The organism is Bradyrhizobium canariense, assembly GCF_019402665.1.
In the GTDB taxonomy this organism is placed as follows: Bacteria; Pseudomonadota; Alphaproteobacteria; order Rhizobiales; family Xanthobacteraceae; genus Bradyrhizobium; species Bradyrhizobium canariense.
Window position 1 is genome coordinate 24,807 of the sequence record NZ_VSST01000097.1, and the last position, 20,806, is coordinate 45,612.

The 20,806-nt window shown below is 64.4% G+C and carries 23 protein-coding genes; 11 read left to right on the plus strand and 12 right to left on the minus strand.

Annotated features, from left to right (window positions below; all coding sequences use genetic code 11):
* Positions 1-20 precede the first annotated feature (20 nt).
* Positions 21-950, minus strand: a complete 930-nt coding sequence (locus FXB41_RS38585; protein WP_219685495.1) for a tetratricopeptide repeat protein — start codon at positions 948-950, stop codon at positions 21-23.
* A gap of 103 nt (positions 951-1,053) precedes the next feature.
* Here FXB41_RS38585 and FXB41_RS38590 point away from each other — a divergent pair, with 103 nt between their 5' ends.
* The gene (locus FXB41_RS38590; protein ID WP_219685496.1) at positions 1,054-1,329 is read left to right on the plus strand and encodes a GNAT family N-acetyltransferase; all 276 of its coding nucleotides are present in this window, start codon (positions 1,054-1,056) and stop codon (positions 1,327-1,329) included.
* A 53-nt stretch (positions 1,330-1,382) separates the two neighbouring features.
* Here the strand turns inward: FXB41_RS38590 and FXB41_RS38595 are convergent, their stop codons facing one another.
* A complete protein-coding gene (locus tag FXB41_RS38595) occupies positions 1,383-1,772 on the minus strand; it encodes a DUF3597 domain-containing protein (RefSeq protein WP_219685497.1) in 390 nt (129 codons plus the stop codon).
* A 333-nt stretch (positions 1,773-2,105) separates the two neighbouring features.
* On the opposite strand from FXB41_RS38595, the gene FXB41_RS38600 reads away from it, so the two are divergent.
* From FXB41_RS38600 to FXB41_RS38635, 8 genes are all read left to right on the plus strand, one after another.
* The gene (locus tag FXB41_RS38600; RefSeq protein ID WP_219685498.1) at positions 2,106-3,014 is read left to right on the plus strand and encodes a DUF2189 domain-containing protein; all 909 of its coding nucleotides are present in this window, start codon (positions 2,106-2,108) and stop codon (positions 3,012-3,014) included.
* 130 nt (positions 3,015-3,144) lie between these two features.
* Complete coding sequence (locus tag FXB41_RS38605; protein WP_035992624.1) at positions 3,145-3,969, plus strand: lytic murein transglycosylase; 825 nt, start codon at positions 3,145-3,147, stop codon at positions 3,967-3,969.
* Between the two features lie 472 nt (positions 3,970-4,441).
* Positions 4,442-4,594 carry a DUF1127 domain-containing protein gene (locus tag FXB41_RS38610; RefSeq protein WP_007590701.1) on the plus strand — a complete coding sequence of 51 codons (153 nt, stop codon included), beginning with the start codon at positions 4,442-4,444 and terminating at the stop codon, positions 4,592-4,594.
* Positions 4,595-4,719: 125 nt separating this feature from the next.
* Positions 4,720-6,147, plus strand: coding sequence for a methylenetetrahydrofolate--tRNA-(uracil(54)-C(5))-methyltransferase (FADH(2)-oxidizing) TrmFO (gene trmFO, locus FXB41_RS38615; RefSeq protein WP_007590691.1), 1,428 nt, complete (start codon positions 4,720-4,722; stop codon positions 6,145-6,147).
* 7 nt (positions 6,148-6,154) lie between these two features.
* Positions 6,155-7,249, plus strand: a complete 1,095-nt coding sequence (locus FXB41_RS38620) for a serine/threonine protein kinase (protein WP_219685499.1) — start codon at positions 6,155-6,157, stop codon at positions 7,247-7,249.
* 104 nt (positions 7,250-7,353) lie between these two features.
* Positions 7,354-7,911: a CAP domain-containing protein gene (locus tag FXB41_RS38625; RefSeq protein WP_007590687.1), complete on the plus strand. Its 558-nt coding sequence runs from the start codon at positions 7,354-7,356 to the stop codon at positions 7,909-7,911.
* A 92-nt stretch (positions 7,912-8,003) separates the two neighbouring features.
* Positions 8,004-8,417: a GFA family protein gene (locus FXB41_RS38630; RefSeq protein ID WP_007590685.1), complete on the plus strand. Its 414-nt coding sequence runs from the start codon at positions 8,004-8,006 to the stop codon at positions 8,415-8,417.
* A 29-nt stretch (positions 8,418-8,446) separates the two neighbouring features.
* Positions 8,447-9,625: an aminotransferase class V-fold PLP-dependent enzyme gene (locus FXB41_RS38635; protein WP_035992621.1), complete on the plus strand. Its 1,179-nt coding sequence runs from the start codon at positions 8,447-8,449 to the stop codon at positions 9,623-9,625.
* Positions 9,626-9,642: 17 nt separating this feature from the next.
* On the opposite strand, the gene FXB41_RS38640 is transcribed toward FXB41_RS38635, so the two are convergent.
* From FXB41_RS38640 to yajC, 6 genes are read right to left on the minus strand one after another with little or no spacing between them, the layout of a single operon-like run.
* Positions 9,643-10,887 carry a threonine ammonia-lyase gene (locus FXB41_RS38640; RefSeq protein ID WP_007590682.1) on the minus strand — a complete coding sequence of 415 codons (1,245 nt, stop codon included), beginning with the start codon at positions 10,885-10,887 and terminating at the stop codon, positions 9,643-9,645.
* Between the two features lie 45 nt (positions 10,888-10,932).
* The gene (locus FXB41_RS38645) at positions 10,933-11,796 is read right to left on the minus strand and encodes a phytoene/squalene synthase family protein (protein ID WP_007590680.1); all 864 of its coding nucleotides are present in this window, start codon (positions 11,794-11,796) and stop codon (positions 10,933-10,935) included.
* Entirely contained in the window at positions 11,793-12,176 is a 384-nt protein-coding gene (locus FXB41_RS38650; RefSeq protein ID WP_007590678.1) for an Mth938-like domain-containing protein, read from the minus strand. The genes FXB41_RS38645 and FXB41_RS38650 overlap by 4 nt, the downstream gene beginning before the upstream one ends.
* Positions 12,177-12,236: 60 nt before the next feature.
* Entirely contained in the window at positions 12,237-13,262 is a 1,026-nt protein-coding gene (gene secF, locus FXB41_RS38655) for a protein translocase subunit SecF (protein ID WP_007590676.1), read from the minus strand.
* Positions 13,263-13,278: 16 nt separating this feature from the next.
* A complete protein-coding gene (gene secD, locus FXB41_RS38660) occupies positions 13,279-14,883 on the minus strand; it encodes a protein translocase subunit SecD (RefSeq protein ID WP_007590675.1) in 1,605 nt (534 codons plus the stop codon).
* 59 nt (positions 14,884-14,942) lie between these two features.
* Positions 14,943-15,308 carry a preprotein translocase subunit YajC gene (gene yajC / locus FXB41_RS38665; RefSeq protein WP_007590674.1) on the minus strand — a complete coding sequence of 122 codons (366 nt, stop codon included), beginning with the start codon at positions 15,306-15,308 and terminating at the stop codon, positions 14,943-14,945.
* Positions 15,309-15,488: 180 nt separating this feature from the next.
* Here yajC and FXB41_RS38670 point away from each other — a divergent pair, with 180 nt between their 5' ends.
* Positions 15,489-16,517, plus strand: a complete 1,029-nt coding sequence (locus FXB41_RS38670; protein ID WP_007590673.1) for an ATP-binding protein — start codon at positions 15,489-15,491, stop codon at positions 16,515-16,517.
* 155 nt (positions 16,518-16,672) lie between these two features.
* Here FXB41_RS38670 and FXB41_RS38675 read toward each other — a convergent pair whose 3' ends face one another.
* Together FXB41_RS38675 and FXB41_RS38680 are read right to left on the minus strand one after the other, a co-directional pair.
* Positions 16,673-18,061: a LysM peptidoglycan-binding domain-containing M23 family metallopeptidase gene (locus FXB41_RS38675; protein ID WP_007590672.1), complete on the minus strand. Its 1,389-nt coding sequence runs from the start codon at positions 18,059-18,061 to the stop codon at positions 16,673-16,675.
* A 109-nt stretch (positions 18,062-18,170) separates the two neighbouring features.
* A complete protein-coding gene (locus FXB41_RS38680) occupies positions 18,171-18,821 on the minus strand; it encodes a protein-L-isoaspartate(D-aspartate) O-methyltransferase (protein WP_219685500.1) in 651 nt (216 codons plus the stop codon).
* A 226-nt stretch (positions 18,822-19,047) separates the two neighbouring features.
* On the opposite strand from FXB41_RS38680, the gene FXB41_RS38685 reads away from it, so the two are divergent.
* The gene (locus FXB41_RS38685) at positions 19,048-19,419 is read left to right on the plus strand and encodes a response regulator (protein ID WP_007590670.1); all 372 of its coding nucleotides are present in this window, start codon (positions 19,048-19,050) and stop codon (positions 19,417-19,419) included.
* An 18-nt stretch (positions 19,420-19,437) separates the two neighbouring features.
* Here FXB41_RS38685 and surE read toward each other — a convergent pair whose 3' ends face one another.
* On the minus strand, positions 19,438-20,223 hold the full coding sequence (gene surE, locus FXB41_RS38690) for a 5'/3'-nucleotidase SurE (protein WP_219685501.1): 786 nt from the start codon (positions 20,221-20,223) through the stop codon (positions 19,438-19,440).
* A 103-nt stretch (positions 20,224-20,326) separates the two neighbouring features.
* The gene (locus FXB41_RS38695) at positions 20,327-20,689 is read right to left on the minus strand and encodes a hypothetical protein (protein WP_007590660.1); all 363 of its coding nucleotides are present in this window, start codon (positions 20,687-20,689) and stop codon (positions 20,327-20,329) included.
* Positions 20,690-20,806: the final 117 nt, after the last annotated feature.

A 20,806-nucleotide genomic window follows, 5' to 3' on the forward strand; every position in this document is an offset into this window, starting at 1 on the left:
TCGCGAGAAGCGACCGGGAGCTACAACGCCCCGAGCTTCCGCAATGACTCCTGTGCGGTCGGCAGGCCCGGCTTCAATTCCAGCGCCTTCCTGAAATCGGCAATCGCGCCCTGTTTGTCGCCGAGCCGCAGCTTAGCCTGTCCGCGGTTGCTCCACGAGAACACGTCGGAGGGATCGTATTGCAGCGCCTTGTCGTAGTCGGAAAGGCCGCCCTTGCTGTCGCCCTGATAGAGCCGGATCATGCCGCGATTGCGCCAACCGCGCGCGTCGGTCGGCGCAACGCGGATCGCCTCGCCATAATCGGCGGCGGCGCGATCGAGCTGCTCGCTATCGCGATAGACGTTGCCGCGATCGATATAGGCGAGCAGATCGGGCGCAAGCTTGATCCGCGTGGTATAGTCGGCGATGGCGTGCGCCATGTCGCGCCTGCGGTAAGACACCAACGCACGATTGGCGTAGGCCATGGCGTATTTGGGATCGCGCTTGATCGCGGCGTCAAAGTCCGCGAACGCACCGTCGAGATCGCCCTTGTTGAAACGCGACTCGCCGCGATTGCTGTAGGCCAGCGCCAGCGACGGATCGAGCTTGATGGCCAAGTCGTAATCGGCGATGGCGCGATCATAGTCGCGCTTGAAACTGTAGACACGGCCCCGATTGTTGTAGGCGCAGGCATAGCCGGGGTCGAGCCTGACCGCATCGTCGAGATCGGACAGCGCCGCGTCGAGCTCGCGCTTCTCCGTCAGACCATGACCGCGATTGCAATAAGCGCCGGCGAGCCGAGGTCCGGTTTCGCTCTTGGTATCGACCACAGTCGAGCAAGCCTTGATCCGCTCGTCCGGCGTGCTGGCCAATCCGACGCAGGCCTCCCAGGCCGGACCGCCTGCCGCGGACGCCGGAGCCGGCGAGATCAGCGCGGCGAGCAGCGCCAGGAGGCTGAGCGGGACACGCATTTTCCGGATATCTCCCCTGCGGCAATCCCTCTTGGTCGCACCTTGGCAAGGGCCGGTTCAGGCGCCTAGATCAGAGGCAAGCAGCAGGTCGGAAGGATTTTGCATGGCGCCATCGGTACGGGACAACAAGGACAAAAGCCGCTTCGAGCTCGATGTCGGCAGCGAAATCGCCTTCGCCAATTACCGGCTGACGCCGTCGGCGGTGATCATCACCCACACCGAGACGCCGCGCGCGCTGCGCGGCCGCGGCATCGGCTCCGAGCTGGTCAAGGGCGCGCTGGAATTGATCCGCCGCGACGGCAAGAAGGTGATCGCCGGTTGCGGATTCGTCGTCGACTATCTCGACAGGCATCCGGAAGATGCGGATCTCGTCGCCTGAATGCAAAAGGGCCCGCGCGATCGCGGGCCCTTGGGTTACGACCGGGGGACCGGTCAGTGCTTGATCTCCGGCGGCAGCTTGCCGCCATTGGCGGCGAGCTTGGACATCACCTGCTTGTGCAGCCAGACGTTCATGGTCGCGGAATCGTTGGTGTCGCCGCTGTAGCCAAGCTCCTTGGCGAGGTCCTTGCGCGCGGCGAGGCTGGAATCGATGTCGAGCGCCTTCATGAGGTCGACGATCGAGGTACGCCATTCCAGCTTCTCGCCCTTGTGCGCGGCGGCCGCCGCGTCGACGATCGAGGCAACGTCCACCGTCGCCGCGGGCGCCGATCCGCCCGGCGCGGGCCCTGCGGGCGCGCTGCCCGACGGTGCGCTGCCTGCGGGCGCGGCGGAAGCTGGCTGGCTACCGAAGATCGCGCCCATAATTTTCCCGAAAATGCTCATGTCTGCTCCCCGAAAAGGACCCGCTGGAGGGCCTTGAGTGGCACTTATAGACCAAGTTGCGTCGTTGCGCCCGCAAAGTTCCGCGGACCAGCACGCAGCATCAGCTTATCTGCGGCGAAATGACGACCGAACGACATCATCGGGGTTGCGCTGCGGCATCGAATCTCACCCAAGCGTGAGGGACAGGACTCGCAAATGGGCGTAGGCTTGACGTTCAGTTAGCGATGCCATCCGGAATTCGCGTCTGGTTGGGGATCGTGAAACTTAGAATAGCGGCCGCTTGCGCCGTTTGCTGGCGCCAGATGCGGCTGCATGGCAAGGGAGCTAGCGACCATGGCCACACTCTACCAGGGCAATGTCCCCACCTTGGCCCAGACCGCAGAAGCGGCTGGACCGGTGATCCGAACCATCCAACTCTCCGATCTGCACGATGCGCTCAAGCGCGGCTGGGACGATTTCAAGGCGGTGCCGAGCCACGCCATCATCCTCTGCGTGATCTATCCTGTGCTGGGCCTCGTGCTTGCCCGCGTGGTGATGGGCTATTCAGTGCTGCCGTTGTTATTTCCGCTGGCCGCTGGCTTCGCGCTGATCGGCCCGTTCGCTGCTCTCGGTCTCTACGAGCTCTCCAGCCGGCGCGAGCGCCATGAGGAGGCCAGCGCCTGGGATGCCATGGAGGTGCTGCGTTCGCCCTCCTTCGGCGCGATGCTCGGTCTCGGCGCGCTGCTGCTGGCCCTGTTCGTGACCTGGGTTGCGACCGCGCAGGCGATCTACGTTGCCGCTTTCGGCTATGAAGGCGCATCCGGGATCTCGGATTTTCTGACGCGCGTGCTCACGAGCCGGCAAGGCTGGTGGCTGATCGTGGTCGGCTGCGGCACCGGCTTCCTGTTCGCCCTTGCCGCGCTCTGCATCAGCGCCGTGTCGTTCCCGCTGATGCTCGACCGCCATGCCGGCGCGTTCGAGGCAATGGTGACGTCGCTGCGCGTTGTCGCGAAGAACCCGGTGCCGATGGCGGCTTGGGGCCTGATCGTGGCCGTCCTGCTGGCGCTGGGCACGATTCCCGCCTTCCTCGGCCTTGCCGTGGTGGTCCCCGTGCTCGGCCATGCCACCTGGCATCTCTATCGCAAGGTAATCGCAGCCGATCCGGGCGCGCGTCCGGTGCCGCCTCCGCCGCATCGTCCACGCAAGCCGGCCGCCGACTTCCCCGCCAACCTATTCCCCTGGCGCAATCGGACCGACGGCTGACGATATCGTGACATGCGATCCTGCTCCGGCGCGGGCAGGATCGCGCACTGTCATGCGCCTTGCTTTGGCCGCGGTTTCCATCGAGATTGCACCCGCCGTTCAGATCACTTCACGGAATTTATTTGCTCGAATGACCCCGACGATTTCTCGTCTCGCCCTCGCAGCCTTAGCCCTCACCGCGTCCATCCTATCCGCCCAGCCAGCGCTCGCCGCTGTTGCCTGCGGTTCGGGCAATTTCGACGCGTGGCTTGCAGACTTCAAAACGGACGCCGCGGCCAAAGGCGTCTCGCAACAGGCCATTTCCGCCGGGCTCGCCGGTGTAACGCTCGATCAGAGCGTGCTCAACCGCGACCGCTCGCAGAAGGTCTTCAGCCAGACCTTCGAGGAGTTTTCCGGCCGCATGGTGCCGCCGCGCCTGACGCGCGGCTCCAACATGATGAAGCAATACGGCTCGGTGTTGTCGCGTATCGAGCAGACCTACGGCGTGCCTGGCGAGGTGCTGGTTGCGATCTGGGGTCTCGAGACCGATTTCGGCGTCAATACCGGCAAGTTCGCAACCATCCGCTCGCTGGCGACGCTGGCTTATGACTGCCGCCGCGCCGAGCAGTTTCGCGCCGAGCTGTTGGATGCGCTCCGCATCGTCCAGCGCGGTGACCTCGCACCGGCCGACATGAAAGGCGCCTGGGCCGGCGAGCTCGGACAGACCCAGTTCATGCCGTCGTCATGGATGAAATACGCTGTCGATTTCGACGGCAATGGCAAGCGCGATCTCCTGCACAACGCCCCCGACGTGCTCGCCTCCACCGCGAACTATCTCGCCGGTTATGGCTGGCAAAAGGGTAAGGATTGGCAGCCGGGCAGTCCGAATTTCGCGGTGCTACAGCAGTGGAACAAGAGCGAGGTCTACTCGAAGACTGTCGCTTATTTCGCCACCCAGCTCGCGCGCGCCCCTTAGAAGCCCCACGGTTCGGCGTGTGTGCACTGCACCAGCGCCGCGTTATGTCGATCCGCCAGGGTTTAGTCGCACCGCTGGCCCAGGGCTGGCAAAAGTGTACCCTCTCGCTTGTTAATGAATCTTAGTTCACTCTTAATGCCCGATCATCATGCGATTCGCGCACGCGAGACTTGGGTATAGAAGCTATTCGATCAACTTGCGGACGACCACAAAGCAACTTATCTGGCCCTGAGTGGAACCGCCTCATCCGCAGTAAATCCGTGAATTCACGGGCATTTTCAGCACCCTTTTTCCCGTTCCGCCTACCCTTTGGGCGGGAGTGCTCCTGGGTTAATCGACCGTTACCGATGCCATGCACCCAGCGCTTAGCTGCATCGCAACATCGGAACTTTCGCACTGCACCACTCTCACCTATATTCATTTCAACGATGAGGCTCGGGCAAGAGCTGAATCGAACTACAGGAGACTACCAATGCTGCTCTCGCTCATCCGCATGATCCAGGCTTTCCGGGACTATCAGCGCAATGTTGCCGAGCTGTCCCAGCTTAGCGATCGCGAACTGGCCGATATCGGCCTCGATCGCTCGGACATCCCGCGCGTTGCCGCCGGTCAGTATCAGGGCTGATATCGTTCAGCCTCAACCGGACGAACCGATAGCGCCCGCCTCGTGCGGGCGTTGTCGCATCCGGAGGCAGAAAACTCGATCTCGGCGATTCCACTGACCGCCGAAAAGCGCTACCTGTCCGCCCCATGACAGGACCCCAATCAAATACCGTGCACGTCATCGGCGCAGGCCTTGCCGGCTCCGAAGCCGCCTGGCAGGTGGCCAAATCCGGCGTGCCCGTGGTGCTGCACGAGATGCGGCCGACCCGCATGACCGAGGCACATCGCACCGACGGGCTTGCCGAGCTCGTCTGCTCCAATTCGTTCCGCTCGGACGATGCCGCCAACAACGCCGTCGGCCTGCTGCATGCCGAGATGCGCCGCCTCGATTCGCTGATCATGCGCGCAGCCGACGCCAACCAGGTGCCCGCCGGCGGCGCGCTGGCGGTGGACCGCGACGGCTTCTCAGCGGCCGTCACCAAGGCGCTGAACGATCATCCCCTGATCGAGATCGCCCGCGGCGAGGTCGCAGGCCTGCCGCCGGCCGATTGGAGCAACGTCATCGTTGCGACCGGCCCCCTCACTTCGGCGCCGCTGGCGGATGCGATCCGCGAGTTGACCGACGAGAACGCCCTCGCCTTCTTCGACGCGATCGCGCCGATCGTGCACCGCGAATCCATCGACATGTCGGTGGCCTGGTTCCAGTCGCGCTACGACAAGGTCGGTCCCGGCGGCACCGGCGCCGACTACATCAACTGCCCGATGACCAAGGAGCAGTATGACGGCTTCGTCGCAGCGCTGGTCGCCGGCGAGAAGACTGAGTTCAAGGAATGGGAGACCAACACGCCCTATTTCGACGGCTGCCTGCCGATCGAGGTCATGGCGGAACGCGGCCCCGAGACCCTCCGCCACGGGCCGATGAAGCCGGTCGGCCTCACCAATCCGCACGATCCCAGCACCAAGGCCTACGCGATCGTGCAGCTGCGCCAGGACAACAAGCTCGGCACGCTCTACAACATCGTCGGCTTCCAGACGAAGCTGAAATACGGCGAGCAGCAACGCATCTTCCGCACCATCCCGGGGCTGGAGAAGGCCGAATTTGCCCGCCTCGGCGGCCTGCATCGCAACACCTTTCTCAACTCGCCAAAGCTGCTCGACGGCCAGTTGCGCCTGCGCGCGCAGCCGCGGCTGCGCTTTGCCGGCCAGATGACGGGCTGCGAGGGCTATGTGGAATCCGCCAGCGTCGGACTGATTGCCGGCCTCTATGCGGCAGCGGAGGTGCGCGGCGAGACGCTTGCGGGTCCGCCTGCTACGACGGCGCTCGGATCCCTGCTCGGCCACATCACCGGCGGCCATATCGAGACCATCGAGCCCGGCACGCGCTCGTTCCAGCCGATGAACATCAATTTCGGCCTATTCCCACCGCTCGCCAGTGTACCGACGAAGAAGCCGGACGGAAGCCGACTGCGCGGCAACGAGAAGACGGTGGCCAAAAAGCAGGCGATGAGCGCGCTGGCGCTCGCCGATCTCGATCGCTGGATCGCCGATCACCTGCGCATTGCCGCCGCGGCGTGAGTTTTCGATGAACCTTCCCAAAGACGACGCCGCAACACTCTCGGCGCGCTGGACCGAGGGCGTGCTGCTCAAGCGCGACGTGTTCTCGACCGTCGAGCGCGGCCGATTCCGCGACGATGACGGCGAGGTCGACGCGGTGCTGCGCCGCCTCGACGAGGTGCCGTGGTGGTCATTCCTTTTGGCGCGCCATCTGTTCGCCCGCGAGACGCATGCGCTGGCACTCGCCAAGGGACTCGATGTCGGCCCGGAGCTGCTGTGGGCCGGACGCCGCGCGCTGGTGCGCAGCTTCGTCGATGGTGTCGCACTGCATCTGGCGAAACCGCATGGCGACCTCGCTTATTTTCGCTCGGCGAAGGCCGCGCTGCGACGGCTGCGCCGCGCCGGAATCTGCCACAACGATCTTGCCAAGGAACAGAACTGGCTGGTCGGCCGCGACGGTCGCGCCTATGTGACCGACTTCCAGCTCGCGGCCTGCTTCGACCGTCGCGGCCGGCTTTACCGGATCCTGGCGTATGAAGATCTCCGGCATCTGCTCAAGCACAAGCGATCCTACGCGCCCGAGGCGCTGACGCCGCGCGAGCGCAAGATCCTGGCGAAGAAGTCGTTCGCCGCCAGCCTGTGGCTCGCCACCGGCAAGAAGGTCTATCGGGCAATCACGCGCGGCCTGTTCAACTTCACCGACCGTGAAGGCGGCGGCCGAAGGCTCGTCAACGACGCGCCGGTGCTGGCGGAATTGATCCGCAAGAACCCCGCCGTGCGCGACACCGCCATCGTCGCGTTTGCCGACCGCCGCTCCGGTGTCGGCCTCTATGCCTTCGTCGAAGCCGATCAGGCCGCGCTCGAAGGCCAATTGCGGAACGAACTCAGCGCCGCCAAGGGGCCGAAGCCCCCGGAACACATCCAGGTCGTGCACGCACTGCCACGCAACGCCGACGGCAAGCCGCGCACGGAGATCCTGCAACTGGTCGCCATGAACCAGCTCGACCTGATCGAGCCGATGATGAAGAACGACCAGGACCGTGCTTTCCTCAAGGACATCCTGGAGCAGCGCAAGAACTTGCGCGACCGCTTCAATTTCGAGGCCGACCTGCCGGCGGGCTAGCGTGGATCACGCCTTGAAGCGTCCACATTGGCGATAGAGAAGCGATCCGATAATTCGAGCTTGGTGGGGGACTTGGCGGGGTCATGGGCACTCGGGGGACGATGATGCATCGTGTGGTAGGCGGCCTGATCGCCGGCCTTCTGCTGCTCGCCACCGCGCCCGTAATGGCCGAGTCTCCCGCCGAACTGATCTCCAGCTTCCGCCTCAAGCATGGCGAGGTCCGCGTCGTCCGCGATTCGACCCTCGACCGCATCGCCATGGACCAGGCGCACGCGATGGCGACAAAGGACGACCTCAGTCACGACGCCCTCGGTCCGTTCAACCGCCGGGTCGCACCTGCCGGCGCAGGCCGCGCCGCCGAGAATATTGCCTACGGCTACGACAATTTCGAGAAGACTCTGGGGCAGTGGATCGACTCGTCCGGACACCGCAAGAACCTGCTGCTGCACAACGCTTCCCGCGTCGGGATCGCGAGCGCGAAAAACGCCAGCGGCAAGCGCACCTATTGGGCAATGGTGATCGCCGGCGACTACGAGCCGAAGGGCAAAGGCAAAGGCAAGAAAGACGGAGAGCCCCTCGTTGCCGTGAAACGCGAAGCCGTTCCTGCAAGCAAGCCGAAATCCGGCGGCTGCCACATCAAGCTGCTCGGCCTCTGCATCTGAGGCGTGACGCCGCGCCGGAAGCATTGTTGCACGCGCTTCTCCGACCGGCCATTATGATCGCGCCGCTATCCTCAACCAACCTGAGGCGATCAATGGCCAAGAAGTACACCGCTCAATGCGCCTGTGGCGCCATCAAGTTCGAATTCAGCACCGATCCGTCCTTCATCGCCAATTGTCATTGCAACGACTGCAAGCGCGCTTCGGGCGGCGAGATGGCGACCTTCTTCGCGGTACCCGAGGACGATTTCACGCTTCTCTGCGGCAAGCCGAAGGCGTTTCACTACATCGCCAATTCCGGCAAAGGCCTGGATCGCAATTTCTGCCCGGAATGCGGTTCGCGGGTCTTTACCACTAATCTCGATAGCTTCCCCAAGACGGTCTTCGTCCAGTTGGGCAGCCTCGACCGGCCCGACCTCGTGGCACCGAAGCTCGAGATGTTCACCAAGCGTCGCATGTCGTGGAACATGCCGCTCAACCTGCCGCAGTTCGAGGAAATGCCGCACTGACGCGACGATAGTCCGAGCCGGAGATTTAGTTGATCAACATCGAGCGAATACGTGCCGACACGCCAGCCACCTCCCGGCTGGCGTACCTGCACAACGCGGGAGCTGCTCTCATGCCCGTTGCTGTCGTCGAAGCCATGAAGCAGCATATCGATCTGGAGTGCGAGATCGGAGGCTATGCGGCAGCCGATCGGGAGTCGCGCCGGCTTGATTCAGTCTACGGCTCTGTGGCCCGCCTGCTGAATGCCGCGCCGGATGAGATCGCCCTCATGGAGAACGCGACGGTTGCCTGGCAGATGGCTTTCTACGCGCTTCCATTTAGCAAGGGCGACCGGATCCTGACCGCCGAGGCGGAGTACGCGGCCAACTATGTCGCTTTTCTTCAGGTCGCCAAGCGAACAGGCGCCGCGATCGACATCGTGCCGAGTGATGCCAGCGGCGAACTCGACGTCGACGCGCTCGAACGCATGATCGACGAGCGCGTGAAGCTGATTGCGATCACCTGGGTTCCGACCAATGGCGGACTGGTCAATCCCGCAGCAGCCGTCGGCAAGATCGCGCGGGCGCACGGCATCCCCTATCTGCTCGACGCCTGCCAGGCGGTCGGACAGATGGTGGTCGACGTCGAGGCCATCGGCTGTGACATGCTGTCGGCGACGGGCCGTAAATTCCTCCGCGGCCCGCGCGGCACTGGCTTCCTGTACGTCCGCCGGGCGATGCTGCAGCGGCTCGAACCGCCGATGATCGACCACTACGCCGCACCCTGGGTCTCCCGGGACGCTTATCGGCTGCGTGACGATGCGCGCCGTTTCGAGACCTGGGAGAACAACTACGCAGCCCGGCTTGGGCTCGGCGCGGCTGTCGATTATGCCCTGGACATCGGGATCGGCCCGATCGAGCAGCGGTGCCGCATGCTGGCGGACCGCCTGAGGGGCAGCCTTGCGTCCATTCGCGGCATCAGAATTCGCGACCTCGGACGCACTCCGGGAGCCATCGTCAGCTTCACGGTGGACGGCTACGAGGCGGAGGCGGTCGTCAGCGGCGCGGCCGCAGCCAGCATCACGATCGGCGCCTCAGATCCGTCGAGCACGCGCATCGATGCCGAAATTCGCTCGCTGCCGCCGGTGGTGCGCGCCTCCCCGCACTACTACAATACGGAAGCCGAGATCGATCGGCTGATCGCCCATTTGGCGGGTTTGACGCCGCGATAGCGGCGGGCGCGCACAGCTCAGGTACAGCGCGCACTCAATCCGGATGCGCCAAGCTTCGCCATGACCTCGTCGAGATGGGCGCTGTCGCGGGTCTCGATCACCAATTGCAGCAACGTCGCCTTGGCCGGAAGATCCGAGAAGGTGCGCTGGTGCGAGACCTCGATGATATTGGCGCCGGCCTCCGCCAGCAGTGCCGCGACAGCAGCCAGTTGGCCGGGCCTGTCGGGGATGTCGAGCGACAATTGGGTGAGCCGCCCCTCGCGCGCCAACTCGCGGGTCAGGACCGATGCGATCAGCCGTGTGTCGATATTGCCGCCGCTCAGCACCAGCCCGACCTTCTGGCCGGCGAAACGGGACGGGTCGGACATCAGCGCGGCGAGGCCAGCGGCACCGGCGCCTTCCACGACCGTCTTCTCGATCGAGATCAGGGTCGCCACCGCGCGCTCGAGTTCGGCTTCGTTGACCAGCGCAATGTCGTCGACGAGGCGGCGGACGATTTCGGTTGTGATCTTGCCGGGCGTTTTCACCGCGATACCTTCGGCGAGTGTGTCGCCACGTGCCGGCAGATTGCCGTCGTGGATGGCGTTGTACATCGAGGGGTAGAGCCAGGCCTCGACGCCGAGGATCCGCAGCGACGGCTTGATCGATTTCGCGGCAATGGCGATCCCGCTGATCAGACCACCGCCGCCGATCGGGACGACCAGTGTATCGAGCTCCGGCACTGTCTTGAGTATTTCCAGCCCGACCGTTCCCTGCCCCGCGATGACAAGCGGATCGTCATAGGGATGGACGAAGATCATGCCGCGCGCTTCGCCGTGGCTGCGCGCATACGCGGCCGCCTCCTCTAGCGTGGCGCCCGTCACCACCACCTCGGCACCGTGATGCCTGGTGTTCTCGACCTTCACCATGGGCGTGCCGACCGGCATGACAATGGTGGCGGGAATGCCGAGCCGCTTGGCGTGATAGGCGACGCCCTGCGCGTGGTTGCCCGCCGACATCGCGACGACGCCCCGCACGCGCTCCTCCGGCGTCAGCGCCGTGAGGCGGTTGAGCGCGCCGCGCTCCTTGAACGAGGAGGTGAACTGGAGGTTCTCGAATTTCAGCCAGATATCGCAGCCGCAGATATTGCTCAGCGTGCGACTGTAGCTACAGGGCGTCTCGACGACGGCGCCGCGGATCGTCTCGGCGGCGGCATGGATGTCGGCCGGTGCGACCGGAAGGCCGCCCAGATCGGAAGATATGGTTTGGGACAACTCAGCCATAGGACAGCATAGAGCATTTGCCCGGCTCCGGCGATAAGCCAACCGCTATTTGGTAAATTCCCGCGAACGTGAAGCCCGCCAAAGCGTCCACAGCGTACGCAGCCGCGATGACGGTTGCGGCGCAAATGGATTGCGCCCGGGTTGCGACAGGCGCTCAAGGTCGGCCCTTACCTGGCTCAGCGGCAGAAACGCTGGCCGAGCCGACACCGGCACCTCGGGCAACAGCGACAAGGCCGTGGTCAAATGCTGCCCGGCCTCGCCCACGAGCTGGTCCAGGACGGCGCGCAAATTCGGCGTCTCCTTGCCGGCGAACACGTCCTCCATGTTGCAATCGTGGCTTGCCAGAACTTGCTGCGGCAGGAACAATTGCCGGTGCGCCGCATCACGCGGCAAGTTCGTGATGACTTGCGCGATGCCTTGAGCCAACCCCGCATGCCGCGCGAGATGCTCGGCTGGGTCCAAGGGTGACGCCATGATCCGCGCCGCAAGAGTAAACAACGCCGAACAGGTCGCGGCCAGATAGCCTTCGAGAGCCGTCATGGTCGGCATTGGGTCGTTGTAGAGATCGAATTGATGCTCGTCGACGAGCAGCGACAGCGGTTCGACCGGCAGGTCGAAATCACGGATTGCGCGGAGCAGCTCCGCCGCCACCGGATTGCCCTCGGCGCTGCCATGGACTTGGCCCGACAGCATGTCGGTCCACCATTGCAGGCGGATTTCACCAGGCAAGGGCTGGCTTACCTGGTCACGGACGCGGACGATCTCGACATTGAAAGCATAGAGCGCCAGCAGCGCGCGGCGCTCGGCAGCGGGCGCGAACAGGGTCGCGGCATAGCGAGCAAAGTCGTGGCTGCGCACGAGGTCAGCACAGAACGCGGCAGAATCCGGCGGCGGCGCGGAGCCGCTCATGGCACGGCGATCAGCGCGGCCGCCACGCGCCGCCGTTCGCCGATCATGATGTTGTAGGTACGCACGGCGGGACCGGTCTGCATCGTGTCCAGAACCACCCTCGCCGCTTTAAGCGCCTGGCGCAGTTCCGCCGGCGGCAGCCAGACCCCGGTTCCGGTGCCGATCAGGAGCGTGTCGATGCTGTTGGCGGACTTGAAGACTCGATCCAGCGAATAGCGGTCGATCTTCGCGGGGTCCGTTATGTCCCAGGCCCAGATCGCGTCGGGCAGGCAAAGCAGCGATCCCCGATGCGACATGCCGGCAAAGGCAAAGCCGCCCTTGCCATAGGCTTCGATCGGCGCCGAGCGGGGGAAATGCGGTGCGTTGGGATCGCCGGCCATGAGCTTCGTCCGAATGAGCTTACTGCCCTCGCAAACTCCTGCGAGGGCATGCGGTTCGGATCATGCCTTGCTTTTCTTCGCCGGCGTAGCCTTATCGACCGCATCTTCGCGATGCTCGCCGACGCCGAGATAGATCAGGATCGGGGCTGCAATGAAGATCGAGGTATAAGTGCCGACCAGCACCACGCCGAACATCATGACCGCGGTGAAGCTGTGGATGGCATGGCCGCCGAACAGCAGCAGAGCCAGCAGCGCCAACGTCACGGTGAAGTGGGTGATGATCGAGCGCGACAGCGTCGAGTTGATCGATTCGTTGAGGAGCTGCGGCATCGGCATCTTCTTGTAGCGCCGCAGCATCTCACGGATACGGTCGTAGATGACAACGGTGTCGTTGAGCGAATAGCCCAAAATCGTCAGAAGCGCCGCGATGCTGGTCAGGTCGAAATCGACCTGACTGATCGACATGAACCCGATCGTCAGCACGATGTCGTGCACGTTAGCGATCATGGCGCCGAGCGCGAACTGCCACTCGAAGCGGAACCAGAGGTAGACCAGGATCGAGACGATCGCGAGCATCAGGCCGAGCATGCCCCAACTCAGCAGTTCGCCGGAGACACGCGGCCCCACCACCTCGACGCGGCGATACTCCACGGACTCGCCGAGCGCAGTGCGGACCTTGTCCACGGCTGCCTGCTGCGCCTTGTCGCCGCCCGGCTGCTCAGCAACGCGAAGCAGCACGTCAGCGGGGCCACCGAATTGCTGCAGCTGGACTTCGCCGAGTCCCAGGCTGCCAAGGGTCGTGCGCATCTGCGCAAGATCGGCGGAGCCCGACTTGGCCCTCACCTCCATCAAGGTGCCGCCCTTGAAGTCGATGCCGAAGTTCAGGCCATGGGTAAAGAACAGCGTGATGGCGACGATCGACAGCGCCGCCGAGATCGGGAAGCTGATACGGCGGAAGCGCGTGAAGTCGAAATGCGTCTCGTCTGGCACGATGCGCAGCGACGGCAGGAGGCCAAGCACGCTGACCACGGTCAGCACGGCAATCAGGACGCCGAGAGAAATGAGAACGAGTTGAGTAGTGGTCACAGCCGGCCTCGAATGATCAAATCGGCACAGTTTTCGGCCGCGTCCACTGCACCCACCATGCGACGATCAGGCGGGTCATGGTGAAGGCGGTGAAGACCGTGGTGATGATTCCGATGCCCAACGTCACTGCGAAGCCGCGCACCGGTCCGGTGCCGATCATGAACAGCACGGCAGCGGCAATGAAGGTCGTGATATTGGAATCGAGAATGGTCGCAAGCGCCCGCTTGAAGCCTGCATCGATCGCCGAGATCGGGCTTCTCCCGCCGCGCAACTCCTCGCGGATGCGCTCATATATCAGCACGTTTGAGTCCACCGCGATGCCGACGGTGAGCACGATGCCGGCGATGCCGGGAAGCGTCAGCGTGGCACTGAGCAGCGACAACAGGCCGAAGATCATTGCGACGTTGATGGCCACCGCGATGTTGGCGAACACCCCGAACAGCCGGTAGGTCAAGAGCATGAAGATGACGACCAGGATCGAGCCGACGTAAGCCGCAAGCTCGCCCTTCTCGATCGAGTCCTGGCCGAGACCCGGACCGACGGTGCGTTCCTCGACCACCGTGAGCGGCGCAGGCAGGGCGCCGGCGCGCAGTAGGATCGCGAGGTCGTTGGCCGACTGCACGGTGAAACTGCCGGAGATCTGGCCCTGGCCGCCGGTGATCGGCTCGCGAATGACCGGCGCCGAGATCACCTTGCCATCGAGGATGATCGCGAAGGGCACCCCGACATTCTCCTGCGTGGCCTGCGCAAACTTGCGCGCTCCAGAGGTATTGAACGTGAAGCTAACGACCGGCTCGTTGGTACGCTGGTCAAAGGTCGCCTGGGCGTTGGTCAGGTCGCCGCCAGCAACCAGCACCTGCTTCTTGACCACATAGTTGGGCGGCGGCGGCGTGGCCGCCGGCAGCAGTTCGGAATCCGGTGGAATCCGGCCCTGCTGCGCCTGGTCCGGCGGCACCGAGGGATCGACCATGCGAAATTCCATTTTCGCGGTCTTGCCCAACAGTTCCTTCAAATGGGTGGGATCCTGCAAGCCCGGCACCTGCACCAGGATGCGGTCATTACCCTGACGCTGGATGATGGGCTCGACGGTGCCGAGCTCGTTGACGCGCTTCTCAACGATCTGGATCGACTGCTCGATGGTCTTGCGCATGCGGTCGAGCATCGCGGCCTCTGGAATACTGAGGCGGATCAATCCGCCACCAGCATCGGCGACCTCAAGGTCGCGCTGACCGCTGGACCCCATCAGGCCGCCAATCGGCTGCGCAAGCTCGCGCAACTTGGCGAGCGCCGGCTGCGCGTCGGTGTCCTTGGTGATGCGAACCTCGACCGCGTCGTTGCGCACGGTGACGCCACCGGTGAAGCCGATCTTGGCCTCGCGCAGCACGCGACGGACGTCGTCGCGGATCTGGTCGAGCTTTTCCTTCTTCACATAGTTGGAATCGACCTCGAGCTGCAGAGAGGAGCCGCCCTGCAAGTCGAGACCCAACACCAGCCGCCGCTGCGCCCAGGCGGGCCAGGTCTTGACCTGCGCTTCGGGGAAGAAGTTCGGGACCGCGCAGAGGCACACGATCAGCGCCGTCAGGATGATCCCGAGCGCCTTCCACCGCGTGAAATACAACATCGACTGGACCTGTCAGATCAGGAGACTTGCAGGAAGACTTGAGAGACTCGCGGAAGCGCTCACTTCGCCGCGGCGTCGTCCTTGGCGCTTTCCTTGGATTCCTTGGCCGGCTCGCCCTTGGCGCGCACGCCGGAGACCATCGAGCGCATCTGCCGCACGCGCACGCCATCGGCGATCTCGAACTCGATCTGGTCGTCGTCGACGACCTTGGTGACCTTGCCGACGAGACCGCCCGAGGTCACGACGGTGTCGCCGCGGCGGATGTTCTTTACGAGGTCAGCGTGGTCACGGACCTTCTTCTGCTGCGGACGCAGAATCAGGAAGTACATGATCACGAAGATCAGGGCGAATGGCAGCAGCGACATCAGCATGCCGCTGGTGTCGCCGGCGCCCGCAGCCTGGGCATACGCAGGGGTAATCAACATTCGGACGATCCTCGTGAGAACGGGGGAAAACCGGTCAGGCCCAAATGGCGACCGGTTCGGTCAAATTCGCGCGGACTATAGCGGCCATTGCCCCAATTGCAACGCTGCCAGACCGCCCTTTTAGCCACCTTGCGGCGCGCGCTCAGGCCCGATAAGGCTGCATTCTCAGGAACTTCGGACATGCCCCAAAAACCAAGCAAAAGCCCGGCCGGCAAAGGCCCCCGCACCCCTGCCGCGAAGCCAGCCCGCGTCGCGGCAAAACGTCCCAAGGCAGCCCTCAAAGCTGCTTCCAAAGCGACTTTCAAGACGATTTCCAAGGCGACTTCCAAGGCCAACCAAAGCGTCTCCCAGGAGCGCATCGTTCGCGCGCTGGAGACGATTGCGGCGCACCTCTCCGCGCAAGGCAAGCCCGCCGTCGAACGCGAGTCGTTCAAGCCGGCGGACGCTTTCGTCTGGCACCCGGACGGCCGTCTTGCCGCGGTGCCGCGGGTCAGCCGCGTCGAATTGTTCCTGCTTAAGGGCGTCGATCGGATGCGCGACATCCTGATGGAGAACACGGAGCGTTTCGCCAACGGATTGCCCGCCAACAACGCATTGCTCTGGGGCGCGCGCGGCATGGGCAAGTCGTCGCTCGTGAAGGCGGCGCATGCCAGCATCAACACGGAGCGCAAACCGGCCGACAGACTGAAGCTGATCGAGATCCATCGCGAGGACATCGAGAGCCTGCCCGCGCTCATGGAGCAGCTTCGCGCCTCATCCTTCCGCTTCATCGTGTTCTGCGACGATCTCTCCTTCGACGGCAATGATGCGTCCTACAAATCGCTCAAGGCGGTGCTCGAAGGCGGCATCGAAGGTCGGCCGGAGAACGTCATCCTCTACGCCACTTCCAACCGCCGCCATCTGCTGGCGCGCGAGATGATCGAGAACGAGCGCTCGACCGCGATCAATCCCGGCGAAGCCGTCGAGGAGAAGGTCTCGCTATCGGATCGCTTCGGTCTCTGGCTCGGCTTCCACCGCTGCAGCCAGGACGAATATCTCGCGATGGTGCGGGGCTATTGCAGCCATTTCGGCGTCAAGGTCGACGATGACGCGCTGGAGCGCGAGGCCCTTGAATGGTCGACGACGCGCGGCTCGCGCTCCGGCCGCGTCGCCTGGCAGTTCGTGCAGGAGCTTGCGGGACGGCTCGGCGTCAAGCTGACGGCGACGTAGCGGGAGCTAAGAGCCGCACTCACACCTGTCATTCCCCGCGCAAGCGGGGAATCCAGTATTCCAGAGACAGTTTTGATCGATCGAGACGCTGCGGCGTACTGGGTCGCCCGGTCAAGCCGTGCGACGACAGCTTTCGTGCCGAGGCAACGCTGGCCTCACGCCCCGTTCAGGAATTGAAGCGGGTCAACCGGGCTCGATCCCTTGCGGATCTCGAAGTGGAGCTGCGGCGACGCCACCTCCCCGGATTGACCCGACTTGGCAATGACCTGGCCGCGCTTGATGGTATCGCCGCGCTTCACCATCAGCTCACTCGCATGGGCATATGCGGTGACGTAGCCGTTGGAGTGCCGAACCAGGACGAGATTGCCATAACCTTTCAGCTCGTTGCCGGAATAGGCAACGACACCGTCTTCAGCCGCCTTGACCGGCGTACCCTCGGGCACCGCGAGATTGATGCCGTCGTTGGACTTGCCATTGGTCTTGGCGCCGTAGCTCGTGACCACCTTGCCGCGCACCGGCCAGCGGAAAGTCGGCAGCGCGCTGGTGGTCTCCGCAGCTTTCGCCGGAGCTTCAGCGGTCTTCTCTTCGACATTGGCAGTGGCCTGGGCCAGGCGCGCGCTTTGCACCGGCGCGACGGCCGCCATCTTGGTGGCGGGCGCAGGCGCGGCCGCAACGGGTTGCAGCGTTCCGGCAACGGGAGCGGCTCCGACCGGAGCCGCGGCAAGCGGTGCTGCGACGGCGGCGGTCTTGGCGCCGGGCACGGCCAGCCTGGTGCCGAGCTTCAGTTTCGCAGAGGGATCGAGCCCATTGGCGCGGGCCAGTTCAGCCGCCGAGATATGGTTCTTGCGGGCGATGCTGGCGAGCGTGTCGCCGTGGTTCACGAAGTGCGTGCTTGACGGCGCGGCAACGGCTGCAACCGGCTTCGCAGCAGGCGCCATCGCGGGGGCAGCGGCAACGGGAGCCATGAGCGGCGCGGGCGCAGCGGCCGTAGCCTGGTGCGGAATGATCAGTTGCTGGCCGGGCGAGAGCGCGCGCGGCCCCTTATAGCCGTTGGCGGCGAGAATCGCCTGCGGCGTGACGCGATAGCGTTTGGCAAGCAGGTCGAGCGTATCGCTGGTGCCGACGATGATTTTGGTTCCACCGACCGGCTGGGCGGCTGCGACCGAGCGCGGCGGCACGGTGGCCGTGGTCTCCAGATGCGGCTGCGCCGGGGGTGCGTAGGAGCCGACACCGCGACCGCCTCCGGACACGCCGCCTGCCGCAACGGGGTAGGATTGCGGCGCGGACACCGCCGGCGGCAAAGGCTGCGACTGATAATAACCGGACTGGGTCTGCGGCCGCGAATATTGCGGCAACTCACGCTGCGGCGGCGGTGCCTGTTGCACCGAACCGGTCGATTCCTGCGCGAAGGGATTGGAGAAGTTCGACTGGGACATGCGCGACGACATGTCGGCGCTGCACCCTGCGAAGCTGAAGGAGATCAGCGCCAGCACCGCGACCTGCGGCACCCGGCGCGAGTAAAGCAACTCGGCGGCAACGGACATGGTTACTCACTCGTACGCAACAGAACTGGTGTTTTAAGTAAACACGCGCCGAGTAAATAACGGCTTAACCCTCCCAATAAGATGTTGGCAGCACAGCCAATCCGGAATTCTACAGCTCCCGCGCCACGCCGGGCAGCGCCGGCACGAAGCGGACTTCGACGAGTTCCTTGCGCTCGATCCCGGCTTCCGTCCGGCTCAGGCGGATCAGCGTCTGCACCCCCTGATGCGGACCGACGGGCGCGATCAGGATGCCGCCCACCTCCAGCCGCTCGACCAGGTTCTCCGGGAGCTGCTCCATCGCGGCCGTGACGATGATGCGGTCGAACGGGCCGATATTGGGAGGCAGATTGAGGCCATCGCCCAGCATCACCTCGACGTTGTGATAGTTGAGCTTTTCAAGCCTGATCCGTGCGGCATCCGCAAGCTTGCGGTAGCGCTCGACCGTCAACACCTGGGCGGCGAGCCGCGACAGCACCGCCGCCTGGTAGCCCGAGCCGGCACCGATCTCGAGCACGCGGTGCCTCTTCTGAAGCTGGAGCTGCTCGGTCATGTAGGCGACGACGAAGGGCTGGCTGATGGTCTGCCCGCAGGCGATCGGCAGCGCGCTGTCGCGATACGCGCCGTCGCGATCGGCGTCGTCGACGAATTGATCGCGCGGCACCTCCTCCATGGCCCGCAGGACCGCCTGGTCGCTGATGCCCCGACGCCTCAGCGTGAGCTGAAACATCATCTTTTCCGGCGGGTGCTGATGGGAAGTCATTGCCTGCTTGTGCTGTCTTTGCGGTCCGGGACGCCGAGCTGGGGCGCTAGATTCTTGTTCCGGCTCAGGGAACCCATGATAGGCTTCGGATGGGAGTAGTTGACCACAAATTGGCTTGCAACGGGCAAGCCGCGACGGCCATTTTCATGCATCCGTTCGTCAAAACGCGCATTGCGTCGATTCATGTTATCTGCGAACGTTTTTGACAATGGGCAAGGACTCGACCATGACCGCGACGGGGCTTACCGGCCGCTCTGTATTCCTCGTCGAAGACGAGGTGATGATCAGGATGATGGTCGCGGACATGCTCGAAGAGCTTGGCTACAAGATCGCAGCCGAGGCTGGCGACATCACCGAAGCCATGCGGCTCGCCCAGGCAACCGAGTTCGACATCGCCATTCTCGACGTCAACGTCAACGGCAAGGTCATCTCGCCGGTCGCCGACGTCATCAAGGCAAAGGGCTGCCCGTTCATCTTCGCCACCGGATACGGTTCCTCCGGCCTGCCCGAGCAGTACCGCGATCGGCCGGCGCTTCAGAAACCATTTCAGCTCGACGCCCTCGGCAAGACCATCGAAGCCGCGCTTCGCGGCGGCTAGGCCCCGTTCCAAGTCGGATTACTTCAGCGTCGGACTTACTTCAAGCGTCGCACTCAGCGCCTCCGAAAACGCCTCGTTGGTGCGGTCGAGCCGGAGCGGCGTGACGGAGACGTAGCGTTCGCGCAGCGCCGCGAGATCGGTGCCATCGGCGGGTGTATCAATCATCGCGGTGCGCTCGAAGCCGATCCAGAAATAGGGATTGCCACGGCCGTCCTTGCGCTCGTCGATCTTGAGGAAGCCGAGATTGCGCTTGCCCTGCCGCGTCACGCGAATGCCCAGCACATCCTCCGGCGCGCAAGCCGGGAAGTTGACGTTGATGACGGTGTCCTTCGGGATGCCGGCGGCGATCACCTTGCGCAGGATGTCGGGCCCGAATTTGCGCGCGGTGTCCCACAGCGGTCGGTCGCGGGTCTCGACGCTGAACTCCTGCGACAGGGCGAAAGACGGTAGTCCCAGGATGGTTCCCTCCAGCGCGCCGGCGATGGTGCCGGAATAGACCACGTCCTCGGCGACGTTGCGGCCCTTGTTGACGCCGGACAGCACGACATCGGGCAGCTTGGCGCCGAGGATGTGGCGCGCGCCCATGATGACGCAGTCCGTCGGCGTGCCGCGCACCGCAAAGTGCCGCGGGCCGACCTCGCGCAGCCGCAGCGGATCGTTCAGCGACAGCGAATGCGACACGCCGGACTGGTCGAGTTCAGGCGCGACCACCCAGACGTCATCGGACAATGCGCGCGCGATCTCCTCCAGGACCTTGAGGCCGGGGGCGTGGATGCCGTCGTCATTTGTGCAGAGAATGCGCATGGGAAAGGTCGATTCCTGAAGCGGGTCTCAGCCGTCTTATCCGGCCGGGGCCGATCAGGCAAACCGGCCGATCGGGGCCGGCTGCCGGTACCGGCTTGGCCGGCTATCGGCGAACGCGCCATTGCGGCAGGAAGCGCGCCAGCCGGCCCTCGGCGTGCAATTTCATCGCCGGCACGACCGGGCTCACGATCGGCGCCTCGATGACGCCGAGCGTCTCCAGCTGTGCGACGAACGGGTCCGCTACCGACGCCTGCGGAAAGCGTTCGCGTGCCAGCGACAGTGCCTGGTCGAAATCCGCGGCATTCACACCGGGCTTGGCCCGCCGGCTCTGGACCAGATCGTCGTCCCAGAGCCGCGTGATCCCGATGTCGAACACGCCACGCAGCCGCTGATCGAGAGCCTGGATGCCGGCACCCGTCACCGCCCATTGTCTGCCGACCCAGAAGATGTCGCGGTGCAAGGCCATGAACGAGGGGTTCGCGTTGTCGGGTGGCCGGCAGGATAACCGGCCGCCCGATCTTCGCAACCAAACGTTTCGACCGTTTCAGATTGGCAGCACGCCTAGTCGCGTGCGACCACCTTC

Coding starts and splice junctions, on each gene's coding strand:
- FXB41_RS38585 (WP_219685495.1), bottom strand. CDS start 950: ATGCGTGTCCCGCTCAGCCTCCTGGCGCTGCTCGCCGCGCTGATCTCG.
- FXB41_RS38590 (WP_219685496.1), top strand. CDS start 1,054: ATGGCGCCATCGGTACGGGACAACAAGGACAAAAGCCGCTTCGAGCTC.
- FXB41_RS38595 (WP_219685497.1), bottom strand. CDS start 1,772: ATGAGCATTTTCGGGAAAATTATGGGCGCGATCTTCGGTAGCCAGCCA.
- FXB41_RS38600 (WP_219685498.1), top strand. CDS start 2,106: ATGGCCACACTCTACCAGGGCAATGTCCCCACCTTGGCCCAGACCGCA.
- FXB41_RS38605 (WP_035992624.1), top strand. CDS start 3,145: ATGACCCCGACGATTTCTCGTCTCGCCCTCGCAGCCTTAGCCCTCACC.
- FXB41_RS38610 (WP_007590701.1), top strand. CDS start 4,442: ATGCTGCTCTCGCTCATCCGCATGATCCAGGCTTTCCGGGACTATCAG.
- trmFO (WP_007590691.1), top strand. CDS start 4,720: ATGACAGGACCCCAATCAAATACCGTGCACGTCATCGGCGCAGGCCTT.
- FXB41_RS38620 (WP_219685499.1), top strand. CDS start 6,155: ATGAACCTTCCCAAAGACGACGCCGCAACACTCTCGGCGCGCTGGACC.
- FXB41_RS38625 (WP_007590687.1), top strand. CDS start 7,354: ATGCATCGTGTGGTAGGCGGCCTGATCGCCGGCCTTCTGCTGCTCGCC.
- FXB41_RS38630 (WP_007590685.1), top strand. CDS start 8,004: ATGGCCAAGAAGTACACCGCTCAATGCGCCTGTGGCGCCATCAAGTTC.
- FXB41_RS38640 (WP_007590682.1), bottom strand. CDS start 10,887: ATGGCTGAGTTGTCCCAAACCATATCTTCCGATCTGGGCGGCCTTCCG.
- FXB41_RS38645 (WP_007590680.1), bottom strand. CDS start 11,796: ATGAGCGGCTCCGCGCCGCCGCCGGATTCTGCCGCGTTCTGTGCTGAC.
- FXB41_RS38650 (WP_007590678.1), bottom strand. CDS start 12,176: ATGGCCGGCGATCCCAACGCACCGCATTTCCCCCGCTCGGCGCCGATC.
- secD (WP_007590675.1), bottom strand. CDS start 14,883: ATGTTGTATTTCACGCGGTGGAAGGCGCTCGGGATCATCCTGACGGCG.
- yajC (WP_007590674.1), bottom strand. CDS start 15,308: ATGTTGATTACCCCTGCGTATGCCCAGGCTGCGGGCGCCGGCGACACC.
- FXB41_RS38670 (WP_007590673.1), top strand. CDS start 15,489: ATGCCCCAAAAACCAAGCAAAAGCCCGGCCGGCAAAGGCCCCCGCACC.
- FXB41_RS38675 (WP_007590672.1), bottom strand. CDS start 18,061: ATGTCCGTTGCCGCCGAGTTGCTTTACTCGCGCCGGGTGCCGCAGGTC.
- FXB41_RS38680 (WP_219685500.1), bottom strand. CDS start 18,821: ATGACTTCCCATCAGCACCCGCCGGAAAAGATGATGTTTCAGCTCACG.
- FXB41_RS38685 (WP_007590670.1), top strand. CDS start 19,048: ATGACCGCGACGGGGCTTACCGGCCGCTCTGTATTCCTCGTCGAAGAC.
- surE (WP_219685501.1), bottom strand. CDS start 20,223: ATGCGCATTCTCTGCACAAATGACGACGGCATCCACGCCCCCGGCCTC.
- FXB41_RS38695 (WP_007590660.1), bottom strand. CDS start 20,689: ATGGCCTTGCACCGCGACATCTTCTGGGTCGGCAGACAATGGGCGGTG.